We start from the raw sequence: 14,980 nt of genomic DNA, 5'->3' as shown, positions 1-14,980 counted from the left end.
AATTGGTAATTAATCAACTAGCGGGTCTGAAAATACGTTTTAAATGAATGTTCTCGGCAGGATAAACCACCAGTGGGATCTTTTCAATGACCGTTTCGCTCGTATCCAGTCCAAAAGCCTTGGTATCAGATTGGGCCAGTCTTTTAATCGCAAAATAACTTCTCAGGATAAATCCATCTTTTAAACTGAATTCATTCTCATAAGAAAGGAATTTCTCCATGATTACAAAGCGGAAATCTGCTGCCAGATTGAACTTATTCAGGGAGTCATACTTACTGGTGATGTCAATCTCTTTATTCGCCACCATCTCCTGTACCACTTTTCTAAACAGCACATTGATCCTTGGGTGAATACGGAAGCCAAGTCTGAACTCAATACGGATAATTTTATCGTCAGAAAGCTCCTCTACCATAAACTCCATCGTATACGGCTCATCAGTTCTTTCAATGTGAACAAACCAGTACACATCTGCCCGCTTTGGGTTACGGCTGAATATTGAATAAAGAACCTTTTGTTCAATTTGCTTGCTATTATTTGCCTTGGTCAAATAAATCAGATGGGTACAATACTTAGCTATCGAGCGATCCTCACTTAGTGCTTTCAGCATAGGGACATGTTCTTCAAGCTCTACAAATTTCAAGAATCGATTTGTAATCTTACGCGCTTTGAACCAAACAAACATGGTGAAAATCAAACCTACTTCGAAGACTAAGAAGAATAATCTTTTAACAATTTTAACGGAGTTTGCCACAAAGAAAGAAAGTTCTACTACGGCAAAAACACTGACAATGATAATGACCAGCCAAAGTGGCCAGTGCTTCACATAGCGCATAAAATAATACATCAGTATCGTGGTCATCAGCATGGCGATTGTAATAGAAAACCCGTATGCTGCGGTCATATTCTCTGAGGTCCTGAAATAAAGAGAGACTGCGATACAACCAATACAAAGTAACCAATTGATACTCGGAATATAAATCTGACCTCTGATATTAGTGGGATATTTAATCGTGACTTTAGGCCAGAAATTCATACTCACTGCCTCGCTGATCAAGGTAAAGGAACCTGAAATTAAGGCTTGACTGGCAATGATGGTCGCCATAGTTGCAATAATGACCACTGGAATCAGGAATAAATGCGGGACAATTTCAAAGAAAGGATTGATCCCATTGAAATCTTTCTGCGGACTTTGCATTAAGACCCATGCGCCCTGACCAAGATAGTTCAATACTAAGGCTGTTTTAACAAAGATCCAGCTGATCTGGATATTCTTTCTTCCGCAATGTCCTAAATCGGAATAGAGTGCTTCCGCGCCCGTTGTACATAAGAATACAGCACCCAGTAGCCAAAAACCATGTGGATGATCCATTAATAACCTGGCGCCGTAATAGGGGTTCAGCGCTTTGAAAATCTCAGGGTAATGCAATACCTGGATCAGTCCAAGCAAGGCAATCATACAAAACCAGCAAAGCATAATCGGTCCGAAAGAAGCGCCGATAACCTTCGTTCCAAATTGCTGGAAAAAGAATAGCAGTACAATAATTGTGATGACGATACACAAAATCAAAGTATTACCGGGCACAATAATCTTTGACAATGCAGGAACGAGATTTAGGCCCTCAATAGCTGAAGTTACAGAAATGGGGGGTGTAATGATCCCGTCGGCCAGTAAGGTTCCGGCGCCGATTATCGCGGGGATGGCCATCCATTTACCGTAACGCCTCACTAATGCGTACAATGAAAAAATGCCCCCTTCCCCTTTATTGTCTGCCTGAAGTGTAATGAAAATATATTTGAATGTAGTTTGTAGTGTGAGCGTCCAGAATACGCACGAAATAGCACCTAATACTAAGGCGGGATTAACCTGTCCGCCCTCTTTAAGTAATACTTGAAAGGTATAAAGCGGAGACGTTCCTATGTCACCGAATATTATACCCAATGTCACTAACATACCCGCTGCGGATAGTTTTTTTAGATTAGGATGCATGTTTTAAAGGCTGATTTAAAACAAAATTACGCTTTCTTGTTCTATATCAGTGATATGCGGTTTAATTTTAACCACATTTTAATTCTTGCTCCAATTTCTTATATCCAGTTACCCGAACAATAATGAAAAGACATCTTCAATTTTGTTCACGCCTGTAATCTCCAGTTTATATTTATCTGTAATCAGCCCTTTTAAATTATAATTAGAAACAAAAATCCTTTCAAATCCCAGCTTGTCAGCTTCAGCAATCCGCTGTTCTATTCTGTTTACTGCGCGGATTTCTCCTGATAAACCAACTTCTGCCGCAAAACAAATTTTTGAAGAGATGAAAATATCCTCATGTGATGAAATAATGGCCGCAAGAATCGCAAGGTCAATTGCAGGATCTTCCACTTTAATCCCACCAGCAATATTTAAGAATACATCTCTTGTACTTAACCTAAAGCCACATCGCTTTTCCAGTACGGCAAGGAGCATATTCATTCTTCGGGTATCAAAGCCCGTAGCTGAACGCTGAGGCGTTCCGTAAGCTGCAGTGCTAACCAAGGCCTGTGTTTCAATTAACATTGGCCTTGCACCCTCAAGAGTCGCTGCAATGGCAATACCACTTAATTCCTCATCTCTTTGAGAAAGCAAAATTTCCGAAGGATTGGAAACTTGTCTGAGCCCACCGCTGTGCATGGCATAAATGCCTAATTCTGCTGCGGCACCAAATCTGTTTTTAATAGAACGTAGAATTCTGTAAACATGATGTCTGTCGCCTTCAAATTGTAAAACGGTGTCAACCATGTGTTCCAGGATTTTAGGCCCCGCAATCGCTCCATCTTTGGTAATATGACCGATTAAAAAGACCGGAGTATCCGTTTCTTTGGCGAAACGCAGCAATTCAGCAGTACATTCCCTTACTTGAGAAACACTGCCTGGTGTAGAATCAATATGTGCAGAATGAAGTGTCTGGATGGAATCTACTACAATAATATCGGGTTCAAGCACCTCAATTTGCTTAAAGATATTCTGTGTGGAGGTTTCAGTAAGGATATAACAGTCTGCGGTTGGATTACTGGTAATCCTTTCTGCGCGCATTTTAATCTGCTGTTCACTTTCTTCGCCTGAAACATAGAGTACTTTCTTTCCGGTAATGTTTAAGGCAAGTTGCAGCATCAGTGTTGATTTACCTATACCCGGTTCACCTCCGATTAAAACTACAGATCCGGCCACTAAACCACCACCTAGTACCCGGTCGAGTTCAAGATCATTGGTGGAGAGCTTATTTTCCTCAGAAAACGCAATGTTGGTAATCTTGTTAGGTTTATTGGATCTTTTCGTAGAACCGGATGTTTGCCATGCAGGAACACTGGCTCCTGGTTTTTCAATAACTTCCTCTACGAAAGTATTCCAGGAATTACAGGATGGGCATTTTCCAAGCCACTTGGCTGATTCATACCCACAACTCTGACAGAAATATGCTGATTTAGTTTTAGCCAATTGATTTGAGATTAAAACACAAATTTAACTTAATTCGGTGGGAAAATAGAAAAGCCTGGTTACTATTTAAAGTAATCAGGCTTTTCCATTATGTTTTGAACATGAGTCTTACAGTTTTATTTCTTCGTCTTTAGAAGAGATAAAATGAAACTCTGTTAATAAGTAAGACGGAACTGCCTTAACTTTAATTTTCTGTCCGAATTTAAAGAACCACTTCCATTGCAGGGAGTAAACACCTTTTTTGATAAAGGCCTCTATATACGGGTGTACACAAAGCGTAATGTTTTTTTCATTCTGCTCACGCAAAATGTAATTCATATTACTTTCAATATCATCCATTAAAACGATGCTCGCTTTAATTTCACCAGTACCGTGACACATTGGACAAACTTCACTGGTCACAATGTTCATCTCAGGACGAACACGCTGACGTGTAATTTGCACAAGGCCGAACTTACTTGGAGGCAAAATAGTGTGTTTAGCACGATCCAGCAGCATCAGTTCACGCAGATAGTCAAATAACATTTTACGGTTTACTGGTTTATGCATATCGATAAAATCGATCACTACAATACCACCCATATCACGTAGTCTGAGTTGACGCGCAATTTCCTTTGCAGCTTCCTTGTTTACCTGTAAGGCGTTGTCTTCCTGGTTTTCTTTATTAGCTGTTCTGTTACCGCTGTTAACGTCGATAACGTGAAGTGCTTCGGTATGTTCCACAACAAGATAAGCTCCGCCGGCAAGATTTACGGTTTTGCCAAAGCCATTCTTAATTTGTTTTTCAATTCCGAAATGCTCAAATATAGGTTCCTTGTGCTTGTAAGGTTTTACTATTTTCTCCATTTCCGGAGAAATCTCATGCACATAAGAACGGATATCTTCGAACAAACCTGCATCGTTCACATAAACATTAGTGAAGTCAACACTTAAAATGTCACGGATTAACGTTGACGTTCTGTCCATCTCGCCCCAAACACGTTTGGAAGGCTCGGCCTCAGGTAATTTCTTAATGAAATTTTCCCACTTAGAGACAGAATCCAATAAGTCTTTTTGCAATTCTTCAACACCTTTACCTTCAGAAACTGTTCTGATGATTACTCCGAAGTTTTTAGGCTTAATACTTTCAATAATCTTTTTTAAACGATTACGTTCTGTATTACTCTTAATTTTTTTCGAGATTGATATTACATTAGAAAAAGGGACTAATACAATGTACCGTCCTGCAATAGAAAGATCAGAGCTTAGACGCGGTCCTTTAGTTGAAATAGGCTCTTTAGCTATTTGAACAGGTATAAGCATGTTTTTGGAAACGACCTCAGATATTTTGCCAGCCTTATTAATATCGGCTTCAAGCTTTAAATTGTCTAATAACGTCCCACTAACAGTGCCATTCCGCTTAATTTTTGTAAGCTTTAATAAAGATTGAACTTGCGGACCAAGATCGAAATAATGCAAAAAAGCATCTTTCTCATAACCCACATCAACAAACGCAGCATTTAATCCCGGCATAATTTTCTTTATGCGGCCTAAATAGATGTCGCCTACGGCGTAATTTGTGTTGACGTGTTCTTTATGAAGTTCTACAAGTTGTTTATCTTCAATCAAAGCTATGGTTACTCCCGTAGGAGATGAATCGATAATTAATTCCTTTACCAAAAGCTATACATTTAAAGGGATGAATCCCTTATTAAACACATGGACTGAATATATAAAAAACAGATCAACGAATAATAGATACTAAAACTAGTTTTAGTATCTATTATTCGTTGATCATGGAGAAAAATCTATTTTTTCTTATGTCTGTTTTTTCTTAAACGCTTTTTACGTTTGTGGGTGGCCATTTTATGTCTTTTTCTTTTTTTACCGCTTGGCATAATTGTAAGGTTTAGATATTTTTATAAATCTGTTTATTAGTTTTTGGTCTTCAGCTCAGCTACTTTCTTATCAATGAAATTAGATAAGGTTGGATTTGCTGCCAATTTTTTACTGTTCAGGTAAGCCTCAACAGCCTCCTTGTTTTTACCCAGGTTCTCATAAGCTGTAGCCAGATAGAAATAAGCATCTGGTGAAGGCTTTTTAGCTATTATACCATTGAACCTGGTTATTGCTTTATCAAATTGTCCGGATTTTATTGCAAAAGTTCCTAAGCTCATGTTTGCTTTCAGGTTATCAGGATCTTTTTTAATGACGTCCAGCAAGATTGCTATTCCCGACATCGGTGCACCCATGCCATTAACGACAGTGATTCCCAAACCGGTTTTAGCTTCAAGATTCGTTGAATCCAGTGCTACAGCATTCGTATAAGCTGCATTTGCTTTTTGTAATAATACAGGAGAAATTAAACTATCCTGTGTATTGTCAAAAGCTTTCATCAATCTGCCACCAGCAGCTAACCAGCTATTCAGGTTACGCTCTTTGCCAGCAATGATTTCCAGATATAACGCGCTTGGAACAGCTTGTTCAACATCATCCCATTTTTCTGCAAGAACTTTCGCAGCGTTCACTTTCTGATCTTCAGATGCAGTTTTATACGCATTTTCCAATGTAGTGATTTCCGCAGCTAAGTTAGCATTAATTGAATTTTTAGCAGCGGTCGAGACCTCTGTTAAATTAATTGTACTGCCTGCTGAAGTAAGTTGCCCTCCGGCAGGAACGCCAGATGTTTCTTTCTTCGGCTTCACTAAACCTTTGATATCTCTTGTAAACAAAAATACACTCAGCAGAATTACTGCTGCAATAATTAATGTTTGTTTAGATCGGATAGTGTTCATCATAAGCAGATTAAGCTTCTACGCTTAGTTTTTTTGAATTGTTTTTTACTTTATCAACAAAAACTTTTGCTGGTTTGAAACTTGGTACAAAATGCTCTGGAATAATAATCGCAGTGTTTTTTGAAATATTTCTTGCAGTTTTTTGTGCTCTTTTCTTAACAACAAAACTTCCAAAACCCCTAACATAGACATTTTCGCCACCGATCATACTGCTTTTGATTACTTTGAAAAACGCCTCAACGGTTTCCTGTACATCTACCTTTTCAATTCCTGTTTTCGTTGATATTTCTGAAATAATATCTGCCTTAGTCATATTTTCTATTATTAATTGTTGTGTGTTTAATATTATAAGTGATTTGGGGTTGCAAAAGTATTGCTTTTTAATGAGATAGGAAAATAAAAGATCAATTATTTATCTTGAATAGTATCAGGGAATTGCAAGTTTTACATAATCTAACCTGATCAGCGTATTTCTACTGGCTATAACAAAATAAACATTGGTGAATTTTGCGCAATAAAAAATAATAATTTATAACTCGGCAAAATAATGTATTACTTGTATTTTTGGGGTTATGGCATTTCAGCAAGAGCTTATCAGTTGGTACCTGGTTAACAAAAGAAATCTCCCCTGGAGACATACGCAAGATCCTTACATTATCTGGTTATCAGAGATCATTTTACAGCAGACAAGGGTGGAACAGGGATTGCCTTATTTTAATCGTTTCTTAGCAGCATATCCTACAGTTTCGGATTTCGCTGCAGCAACAGAAACACAGATTCTGAAGCTATGGCAGGGTTTAGGGTATTATTCACGCGGTAGAAATATGTTATTTACTGCACGCCAGATTATGGATTTATATGCAGGTATTTTTCCTGTAAGTTACCGGGAACTGATCAAACTTAAAGGGGTTGGTGAATATACAGCAGCTGCGATTTCTTCCTTTTCTTCTGGTGAATCGATGGCTGTTTTAGATGGAAATGTGTTCAGGGTACTCTCCAGATATTTTGGAATCAGTACACCGATTAATAGTACGCTGGGCAAAAAACAATTCTCAGAACTTGCACAATCTCTTATTGATAAGCAAGACCCTGCCCTGTATAATCAGGCGATTATGGAATTCGGTGCTTTGCAGTGTAAGCCTAAGTCTCCCAATTGTGAAATTTGTCCGCTGATGCTTTCCTGTTATGCGAAAAATAATAACCTGATCCCTGTTCTTCCTGTTAAACTCAAAACAGTGAAGGTCAAAACACGCTATATTAATTATTTTATTTGCGAAAATGACAATAAAGTGCTTGTTAATAAAAGGATTTCAGAAGATATCTGGCAGCATTTATATGATTTTCCCAACATAGAAACGATAGCAGAAGCAGGCGTTAATAATGAGGTTTTTTTGGAAAAAGTTAAACAAAATTTCGGATCAGCTGTTGTTATCCGGCCACTGATGCAAGTGAAACATTTATTGACACACCAAATTATATACGTTCAATTTTTTGGTTTAGATAATTATATCATTAACTTTAATATTAGCGCAGAAGCGAATTGGGTCACTTGGGCCGATTTGGATCAGCTGCCACAACCGAAAATTCTAACCAAATTTATTAACTTCTATTTTAACAAATAGTAAACTCCAAATTCATGTCAGGTATTAACAAAGTAATTTTAGTTGGACATTTAGGGAAGGATCCTGAAGTCCGTCACCTAGATGGTGGTGTTACCGTTGCAAGCTTTCCGCTGGCTACATCAGAAACTTATAATAAAGATGGAAAACGCATAGAGCAAACAGAGTGGCATAACATTGTGTTATGGAGGGGTTTAGCTGAAGTGGCGTCAAAGTATCTGCAAAAGGGGAAACTCGTTTATATAGAAGGAAAACTACGTACACGGTCATTTGAGGACCGGGAGAAGATAAAGAAATATGTAACTGAAGTTGTAGCAGAGAATTTTACTATTCTGGGCAGAAAAAGTGATTTTGAAAATACTCCGGTAACCACTAACAGTACACCTAAAAGTGAAAATGATTATCTGGATGCAGATGGTATCTCAGGTGATTTACCTTTTTAAGGTGATTCGAAGTATAGCGTAAAGTTTTTTGTTCGGTTTGCGGGCTGGTAGTGCAGGGGTGGATTCATACCCTAGCCAACTCCTACACTACATTTGCAGTGTGGGAACAGTCTGAAAATGGCTTAAAATGAAAAAGGCCGCCCTGATGGGGCAGCCTTTTATATCCTGAGTGTTAAAAACTAATTAGGATTCTTAACGTAATAAATATTAAGTCTTATTTTCCTGCTTGCAGGATTGTTAAATGAACCAATTACTGCTCTTCCTGCTGAAGTTGCATAAGGTAACAGGTTAAATTCGGTTGTTGCAGTTGGTGCCAGGTAAGTCCCGTAATCAACAGTTTTTCCGTCAACTATATCCTGAATGTAGCTGGTTACTACAAAAGTGTAGCTTTTTTTAGTTTTATCGTAGAATCCTCCGAATGGTAATAATGCTCTTGGGTCACCGGTTGGGTTATTTTGTGAGGCAACGTTATTATCTGGTAGATTTTGTCTTTGTTTGGCAAGATCCAGCCTGTATAAAGAAAGACGCGGTGGTATTTTAAATGGAATTGAATCTGCAGGATCACTGATGTCAATTACCAGCTCCGCTTTGTTAATCACAATTTTTGTCCCAATGGAAGCTTTCAGGTTCTTCAGGTAAGGGAAGGTTATTTTGTTTCTCACCCCACTCATAGCCTGTAAATAAGTTACTGCGTAATCTGCAGGAGTTTTAAGCTGCGTTGCGATAGCTGTATTGGTATAATCATGTTTTACAGTTGCTGCAACTGGTCCTGAAGACACAGAGATTGGAAACATTGCTGCCACTGTATCTCTGAGTGTTGCAGTAGTAGTGTTCTGTTTTTTATAATAAATCTCCAGGTTAGAATTGCTGCCGGTGAAATTAAAGAACATGACTGCCCCAGGTTTTCCGGAAACAAGACTTGCGGTTACCTTTAAACCTTTAAATGCAGCTGCTAAATTCGCATTTGTACTTAAAGTTGCAGAGTCAAGGGCCATGATCTTACTTTTGATCAGTGCTGTTGACAATTTAATCCTTACCTGCGGACCAGCATTATATGCAGTATCCACTGCTCCGGGGATTACTCTGAGCACTCTGACAGATGAACCTGGTCTTGGTGTTATAGTTGCTGATCCAAGAAGATCAGTTGATGGATAATCTGTAGTATTCAGGAAACCGGTTTGTGTCGAAAGATTAGTATTTAACTGTGTTACTCTAACATTGAATGTTGAAGTACTATCCCCATAAAACTGTGCAAGCTGACTTCCGATAGTAGCCTGAACTGAAGTAGGAACTGCAGTATTCGTAGCATAAGGCATCACTAATACTGCTGAATCAATTTCGGCGGCTGTACCAAAGCTGTACCCCGCGCCCCCTGGCAAGTTAACTGCCATGGCCAGATTTGCTGTGGTTGAACCAAAAATCGGATCAGCCATTTGTCCCAGAGGATATCTGACTAAACCAACCGCTGATCCTGTAGTTGCAGGAGGATAAGTTGAGGCAGGATCATCTAATTCAGTACGGGAAGTAACTGTAACTGTATCTAAAAGAATCCCACTGACCGCGTTAGCTGGATTAATATCTAAACCGATAGTACTGGAGTCTTTACAAGACGAAAAAAGAAAAAGACTTATCAACAGGGTCAATAAGTCTAGTTTTGAAAATTTCATAATTAATTTAATAATACCTGAGTTTATGCTATTGAAACCAATTCATCATTCGAGATTTCTTCATATAAAGCATAGAAGTTCTCGAAATTTTCGGTTAAATTAAAGGCTAAAGTTGGCTTATTTGAATCTTTAACAAATTTTAACACATTCGCATCAATTTTCTCATCAGCCAGAACTACAGCGTCTGAGTAAGTAATTGCACCAATATGTAAAGTATTACTGTCAGCATTTTCGAAAACTTTGGTGTCATCTGCTGTCATATTGTTCATTACTGCTTTTTTATGCAAATCAGCATGTAAAGTTTCAGTGAAACAGTTTTCATAAACAGAATAAACAACTTTAGAGTTCTTGAATGTAGGATCGTTTTTGTAAGAAGTTTTGATGTAAACAGGAACCAATGAAGTCATCCAGCCATGGCAATGCACGATATCCGGTGCCCAGCCTAACTTTTTAACAGTTTCAAGTGCACCTTTACAAAAGAAAATTGTTCTTTCGTCATTGTCTGCATAAAACTTGTTTTCTTTATCTCTGAATACATACTTGCGCTGGAAATAATCTTCATTATCCAGGAAGTAAACCTGCATACGGGCTGCTGGAATAGAGGCCACTTTGATAATAAGCGGGTTGTCATTGTCATCAATCATGATGTTCATTCCCGATAAACGAATAACTTCGTGCAGCCTGTTCCTCCGTTCGTTGATGTTACCGAACCTTGGCATAAGAATACGGATCTCAAATCCCTTTTCTTGCATTGCCTGAGGTAATTGACGGGTAATCTCTGAAATTTTGGTGAGTTCCAGGAAAGGCGACATCTCGTGTGTAACAATCAGTAGCTTCGTTTTTGCCATCTCCATATTTGTGAATAAATATTTATGTTAAAGAAAAGATAATCAAGGGGCAAAGGTAAGCAATTTATTCAAATTTATCAATATCTTGCTGAGATGTTTTGTTGGGATTATATTATTAACCAACTTTGGACTTTGAAATTTTACAACCCGGTTTGGAAGTTATAAATACAATAGCAGGATTAAATAGCTTGCTGAAGCCACTAAAACTGGCTCAACAAAAAATAGCATTAGTGCCTACTATGGGTGCTTTGCATAAAGGACACGTGTCTCTCGTCAAGATCGCTCAGCAGCATGCAGATGTTGTAGTTTGCAGTATTTTCGTGAATCCAACGCAGTTTACTGACCCTAAAGACCTGGAGAAATATCCAAGGCCACTGCAGCATGATATTGAAATGCTGCAGGATGCGGGATGTGATTATGTGTTCATGCCGTCCGTAAAAGAGATGTACCCTGTGCCTGAAAACTGGCATATTGACCTTGGACCGGCTGAATTTCTGCTGGAAGGAGAGTTCAGAAGAGGACATTACCAAGGCGTAACTCAAATCGTTAAGAAGCTTTTTGATGCGGTTGATCCTGATCTGGCGTTTTTTGGTCAGAAAGATTTTCAGCAGGTATTAATGATCCGTAATATGGTAGCTCATTTCAATTTGCCAGTAAATATTATTTCCTGTCCTATTATCAGGGAAGAAGACGGACTGGCAATGAGTTCAAGGAATATTCATCTCTCTGCTGCAGAACATGAACACGCGCTGGTACTCAGTAAAGCGTTAACCTATGTGAAAGATCATTTTCAAACAGAAAGTATAGATATCTTATTAAAAGAAGCCATAGCTATCATTCAAAGCGTAAAAGGAGTGGAACTCGATTATTTTACGATTGCGAACAGTGAGACGCTCCTTCCGGAAAAAGATAAAGCAGCGCAGCAGCTGGTTGCCCTGGTTGCGGCGAAAGTCGGAGAGACCAGGCTGATCGATAACATGATGCTGAACTGACAAGAATTACAATGAATCAATATAATATTATCTAACTTTACAGCATGATTATCGAGATCTTAAAATCGAAAATACACCGTGTCAGAGTGACACAGGCGGAATTAAACTATGTAGGCAGCATCACAATTGATGAAGACCTGATGGATGCCGCGAATATCATTGCTAATGAAAAGGTGCAGATTGTCAATAATAATAACGGGGCAAGATTTGAAACCTATGTGATTAAAGGTGAGCGTGGTAAAGGTACTGTATGTTTAAACGGCGCAGCTGCAAGGCAAGTGCAGGTTGGGGATACCTTAATTATCATTTCTTATGGCTCTTTACCTATTGAAGAAGCTAAGTTGTACAAACCTATTCTGGTCTTCCCTGATGATCACAATCATCTGCTGAAATAATTATTTTTCGGAAAGATACTATGCAACCATAGTATCTTTCGATTTGAAATACTAAATTTGGCAAAAAGTAATTTTCCAAAAATAATTATTATGCTATTTCAACTAAGTGAAGAACAATTGATGATCCAGCAGGCTGCGAGAGATTTCGCGCAGCATGAATTAAAGCCTGGTGTAATTGAAAGAGATGAACATCAAAAATTTCCGGCAGAGCAGGTGAAAAAACTTGGCGAGCTTGGCTTTTTGGGAATGATGGTCTCAGAAAAGTTCGGTGGAAGCGGATTAGATGCGGTTTCATACGTATTGGTTATGGAAGAGCTTTCTAAAGTTGACGCTTCAGCTTCAGTTGTGGTTTCTGTCAATAATTCTTTAGTTTGTTATGGCTTAGAAGCCTATGGCTCTGAATTTCAAAAAGAGAAATATCTTAAGCCTTTAGCTTCGGGACAACAAATCGGTGCATTTTGTTTATCTGAGCCAGAAGCGGGTTCTGATGCCACTTCTCAGCAGACTACTGCCGAAGATAAAGGTGACTATTACCTGTTAAACGGAACAAAAAACTGGATCACCAACGGAAGCAATGCTTCTACTTACCTGGTTATTGCACAGACGCATCCTGATCTTAAGCATAAAGGGATCAACGCTTTTATTGTAGAAAAAGGAATGGAAGGTTTTACAATCGGGCCAAAAGAGAATAAAATGGGGATCCGCGGATCTGATACACATTCTCTGATGTTCAATGATGTTAAAGTTCCTAAGGAAAACAGGATTGGTGAGGATGGGTTTGGATTTAAGTTTGCCATGAAGACCCTGGAGGGTGGCCGTATTGGTATCGCTGCTCAGGCATTGGGTATTGCAGCTGGTGCATATGAACTGGCACTTGCTTATGCTAAACAACGTAAATCATTCGGTAAGCCAATTGCAGAACATCAGGTGATTGCCTTTAAATTGGCAGATATGGCCACAAGTATTGAAGCCGCGAGAATGCTGGTTTATAAAGCGGCCTGGTTAAAAGATCAGGGTTTACCTTATACGCTTGCTGGCTCTATGGCTAAATTATATGCTTCTAAAGTAGCGATGGACGTGACAGTTGAGGCTGTTCAGGTGCATGGTGGTTATGGATTTGTTAAAGAATACCATGTAGAGCGTTTAATGCGTGATGCGAAAATTACACAGATTTATGAAGGTACTTCTGAAATCCAGCAAATGGTTATTTCAAGAGAAATATTAAGATAATATAACTGATCAATTTTACTATAAAAAAGCTGTTTTCTGTTCGGAAAACAGCTTTTTTATTTTGCTTAGTCGTTGTCAGTACCAGCAATTGTACCGAATAAAGCTTTGATAACAGCCACAACAATCGCTAAGAATGCAGCAGCAAAGAAGCCAGAAGTATTAAAGCCGGACATCATACTATCTACTAATAAGATCATTAATACGGTAATGATAAAAGACATCAAGCCCAATGTCAGAAAGTTGATAGGGAAAGTAAGAAGTCTTAAAATAAAACCGATAGTCGCATTGGCCAGTGCAATCAATACAGCTGCTATAATAGCAGTCCCGAATCCATCAATCTGAACGCCCGGAACAAGGTATGAACCCAGCAGCATAGCCAGGCCCATTAATAAAATTTCAATAATAAGTTTCATAATGTTTAGTTTTAAAAAATGTACAGCTGTTTATTAAAATTCCCTCCGGTGCTGTTTGGAATGGCTTGTTTAATGTCATGTTCTTCAGCAAATAATAAGCCACTTTCTGTCCGGTTTTCAGCAGATAGTTCCGCAATTATCTTTTCAGACATTGCGCCTGCTGGTTTAGGACTGATCAGGAATATAAAGGGAGTGGATACAGCGCATGCCGATTTGATTACTGTTTTAGAAACACCCTCCGATGAGGATACTGCTGCTATGGAGCATGAGGTGCCAGGCAAATTGGAAGTAACGGACAGTACATTGGTTTTCAGACCTTCTAAATCATTTATTTCAGGAAAAAATTATTTAGTCATCTCCTATATGAATGCGAAGTTTGCCAGTACAGAGAAAATCATCAGCGGTCAGCTAAATCATAGTGTAAAGGCTCAGCAGGTCATACTAAAGCGTTAAGTCTTTAATTATTCTGCATTTAATTTTTTTTTTATTTTCTGTTTCAGGCTGTTATTTAATTTTTTTAAATTAGTTGTGGTAAACAGCATATCGATTTACAAGCTGTATTTGTTTTTATTTTTGAAATAAAATCCCTACCTTTGCACTGATATAGAGGGGCAAGAGGGGGCAGATGTCCCCTCTTTTCTTTTATCCGCAAATTGGTTTATGCAAGTAGAGAAGAGAGTAATAGAATTAGTAGAGGAAAAAATTTCGGACAGACCGGAGTTGTTTTTAGTTGAGGTAAAGTTGTTGCCTGGCAATAAGTTAATCATTCATGTGGATGGTGACCAGGGTATCAGTATCCAGGATTGCGCTGCAATTAGCAGACATGTTGGATTTCATCTGGAAGAAGAAAATACTATTGAGAAAGCATATAACCTGGAAGTTTCCTCTCCTGGTGTTGGCGAGCCTTTAAAGCTCCAAAGACAGTATGAGAAAAACATCGGACGCGAATTGAGTGTTAAAGTTACCGGAGGTGATATTATGGAAGGAAAGCTGCTGGATGTAAATGAGCAGTCGGTTACCATTGAAGCGAAAGTAAAAGAAAAAGGAAAGAAAGCACAATTGGTTGAAACCAGTCTGGACTTTAGTAATATAATAGAAACAAAGGTTTTAATTTCATTTAAATAAAA

15 protein-coding genes are annotated in these 14,980 nt (G+C 38.5%); 7 read left to right on the top strand and 8 right to left on the bottom strand.

Annotated elements, in window-relative coordinates; all coding sequences use genetic code 11:
- Positions 1-13: 13 nt before the first annotated feature.
- From AY601_RS19745 to AY601_RS19725, 5 genes are all read right to left on the bottom strand, one after another.
- On the bottom strand, positions 14-1,987 hold the full coding sequence (locus AY601_RS19745; RefSeq protein ID WP_068404302.1) for a KUP/HAK/KT family potassium transporter: 1,974 nt from the start codon (positions 1,985-1,987) through the stop codon (positions 14-16).
- 108 nt (positions 1,988-2,095) lie between these two features.
- Positions 2,096-3,472: a DNA repair protein RadA gene (gene radA, locus AY601_RS19740; protein WP_068404300.1), complete on the bottom strand. Its 1,377-nt coding sequence runs from the start codon at positions 3,470-3,472 to the stop codon at positions 2,096-2,098.
- A 108-nt stretch (positions 3,473-3,580) separates the two neighbouring features.
- On the bottom strand, positions 3,581-5,131 hold the full coding sequence (locus AY601_RS19735) for an Rne/Rng family ribonuclease (protein WP_068404299.1): 1,551 nt from the start codon (positions 5,129-5,131) through the stop codon (positions 3,581-3,583).
- 254 nt (positions 5,132-5,385) lie between these two features.
- Positions 5,386-6,249 (bottom strand): tetratricopeptide repeat protein, encoded by an 864-nt coding sequence (locus AY601_RS19730; protein ID WP_068404297.1) that lies wholly within the window; start codon positions 6,247-6,249, stop codon positions 5,386-5,388.
- Between the two features lie 7 nt (positions 6,250-6,256).
- Positions 6,257-6,559 (bottom strand): HU family DNA-binding protein, encoded by a 303-nt coding sequence (locus AY601_RS19725; protein ID WP_041883022.1) that lies wholly within the window; start codon positions 6,557-6,559, stop codon positions 6,257-6,259.
- Positions 6,560-6,818: 259 nt separating this feature from the next.
- Between AY601_RS19725 and mutY the strand changes: the two genes are divergently transcribed.
- Together mutY and AY601_RS19715 are read left to right on the top strand one after the other, a co-directional pair.
- On the top strand, positions 6,819-7,868 hold the full coding sequence (gene mutY / locus AY601_RS19720; protein ID WP_068404295.1) for an A/G-specific adenine glycosylase: 1,050 nt from the start codon (positions 6,819-6,821) through the stop codon (positions 7,866-7,868).
- Between the two features lie 14 nt (positions 7,869-7,882).
- Positions 7,883-8,308, top strand: coding sequence for a single-stranded DNA-binding protein (locus AY601_RS19715; protein ID WP_041883024.1), 426 nt, complete (start codon positions 7,883-7,885; stop codon positions 8,306-8,308).
- Positions 8,309-8,487: 179 nt separating this feature from the next.
- Here the strand turns inward: AY601_RS19715 and AY601_RS19710 are convergent, their stop codons facing one another.
- Together AY601_RS19710 and AY601_RS19705 are read right to left on the bottom strand one after the other, a co-directional pair.
- Complete coding sequence (locus tag AY601_RS19710) at positions 8,488-9,975, bottom strand: DUF4270 domain-containing protein (protein ID WP_068404293.1); 1,488 nt, start codon at positions 9,973-9,975, stop codon at positions 8,488-8,490.
- 23 nt (positions 9,976-9,998) lie between these two features.
- Positions 9,999-10,829, bottom strand: coding sequence for a glycogen/starch synthase (locus AY601_RS19705; protein WP_157288020.1), 831 nt, complete (start codon positions 10,827-10,829; stop codon positions 9,999-10,001).
- Between the two features lie 146 nt (positions 10,830-10,975).
- Between AY601_RS19705 and panC the strand changes: the two genes are divergently transcribed.
- From panC to AY601_RS19690, 3 genes are all read left to right on the top strand, one after another.
- Positions 10,976-11,815, top strand: coding sequence for a pantoate--beta-alanine ligase (panC, locus tag AY601_RS19700; protein ID WP_068407747.1), 840 nt, complete (start codon positions 10,976-10,978; stop codon positions 11,813-11,815).
- Between the two features lie 44 nt (positions 11,816-11,859).
- Positions 11,860-12,210 carry an aspartate 1-decarboxylase gene (gene panD, locus AY601_RS19695; protein ID WP_068404291.1) on the top strand — a complete coding sequence of 117 codons (351 nt, stop codon included), beginning with the start codon at positions 11,860-11,862 and terminating at the stop codon, positions 12,208-12,210.
- Positions 12,211-12,300: 90 nt separating this feature from the next.
- Positions 12,301-13,440: an acyl-CoA dehydrogenase gene (locus AY601_RS19690; protein ID WP_068407746.1), complete on the top strand. Its 1,140-nt coding sequence runs from the start codon at positions 12,301-12,303 to the stop codon at positions 13,438-13,440.
- Positions 13,441-13,505: 65 nt separating this feature from the next.
- Here AY601_RS19690 and AY601_RS19685 read toward each other — a convergent pair whose 3' ends face one another.
- Positions 13,506-13,853 carry a phage holin family protein gene (locus tag AY601_RS19685; RefSeq protein WP_068404289.1) on the bottom strand — a complete coding sequence of 116 codons (348 nt, stop codon included), beginning with the start codon at positions 13,851-13,853 and terminating at the stop codon, positions 13,506-13,508.
- A gap of 18 nt (positions 13,854-13,871) precedes the next feature.
- Here AY601_RS19685 and AY601_RS19680 point away from each other — a divergent pair, with 18 nt between their 5' ends.
- Positions 13,872-14,306: a hypothetical protein gene (locus AY601_RS19680; RefSeq protein ID WP_068404287.1), complete on the top strand. Its 435-nt coding sequence runs from the start codon at positions 13,872-13,874 to the stop codon at positions 14,304-14,306.
- A 207-nt stretch (positions 14,307-14,513) separates the two neighbouring features.
- The gene (gene rimP, locus AY601_RS19675; RefSeq protein WP_068404285.1) at positions 14,514-14,978 is read left to right on the top strand and encodes a ribosome assembly cofactor RimP; all 465 of its coding nucleotides are present in this window, start codon (positions 14,514-14,516) and stop codon (positions 14,976-14,978) included.
- The last annotated feature ends 2 nt before the right edge of the window (positions 14,979-14,980 follow it).

This window comes from Pedobacter cryoconitis (assembly GCF_001590605.1).
In the GTDB taxonomy this organism is placed as follows: Bacteria; Bacteroidota; Bacteroidia; order Sphingobacteriales; family Sphingobacteriaceae; genus Pedobacter; species Pedobacter cryoconitis_A.
The sequence above is the reverse complement of the archived record's forward strand: the minus strand, read 5'-3'. Positions and strand labels throughout refer to the sequence as shown.

Excerpts from the sequence above, each read along its gene's own strand:
- AY601_RS19730 (WP_068404297.1), bottom strand. The coding sequence starts at position 6,249 with ATGATGAACACTATCCGATCTAAACAAACATTAATTATTGCAGCAGTA.
- AY601_RS19745 (WP_068404302.1), bottom strand. The coding sequence starts at position 1,987 with ATGCATCCTAATCTAAAAAAACTATCCGCAGCGGGTATGTTAGTGACA.
- AY601_RS19685 (WP_068404289.1), bottom strand. The coding sequence starts at position 13,853 with ATGAAACTTATTATTGAAATTTTATTAATGGGCCTGGCTATGCTGCTG.
- mutY (WP_068404295.1), top strand. The coding sequence starts at position 6,819 with ATGGCATTTCAGCAAGAGCTTATCAGTTGGTACCTGGTTAACAAAAGA.
- panD (WP_068404291.1), top strand. The coding sequence starts at position 11,860 with ATGATTATCGAGATCTTAAAATCGAAAATACACCGTGTCAGAGTGACA.
- AY601_RS19690 (WP_068407746.1), top strand. The coding sequence starts at position 12,301 with ATGCTATTTCAACTAAGTGAAGAACAATTGATGATCCAGCAGGCTGCG.
- AY601_RS19715 (WP_041883024.1), top strand. The coding sequence starts at position 7,883 with ATGTCAGGTATTAACAAAGTAATTTTAGTTGGACATTTAGGGAAGGAT.
- rimP (WP_068404285.1), top strand. The coding sequence starts at position 14,514 with ATGCAAGTAGAGAAGAGAGTAATAGAATTAGTAGAGGAAAAAATTTCG.
- AY601_RS19705 (WP_157288020.1), bottom strand. The coding sequence starts at position 10,829 with ATGGAGATGGCAAAAACGAAGCTACTGATTGTTACACACGAGATGTCG.
- AY601_RS19725 (WP_041883022.1), bottom strand. The coding sequence starts at position 6,559 with ATGACTAAGGCAGATATTATTTCAGAAATATCAACGAAAACAGGAATT.
- AY601_RS19710 (WP_068404293.1), bottom strand. The coding sequence starts at position 9,975 with ATGAAATTTTCAAAACTAGACTTATTGACCCTGTTGATAAGTCTTTTT.
- AY601_RS19680 (WP_068404287.1), top strand. The coding sequence starts at position 13,872 with ATGTACAGCTGTTTATTAAAATTCCCTCCGGTGCTGTTTGGAATGGCT.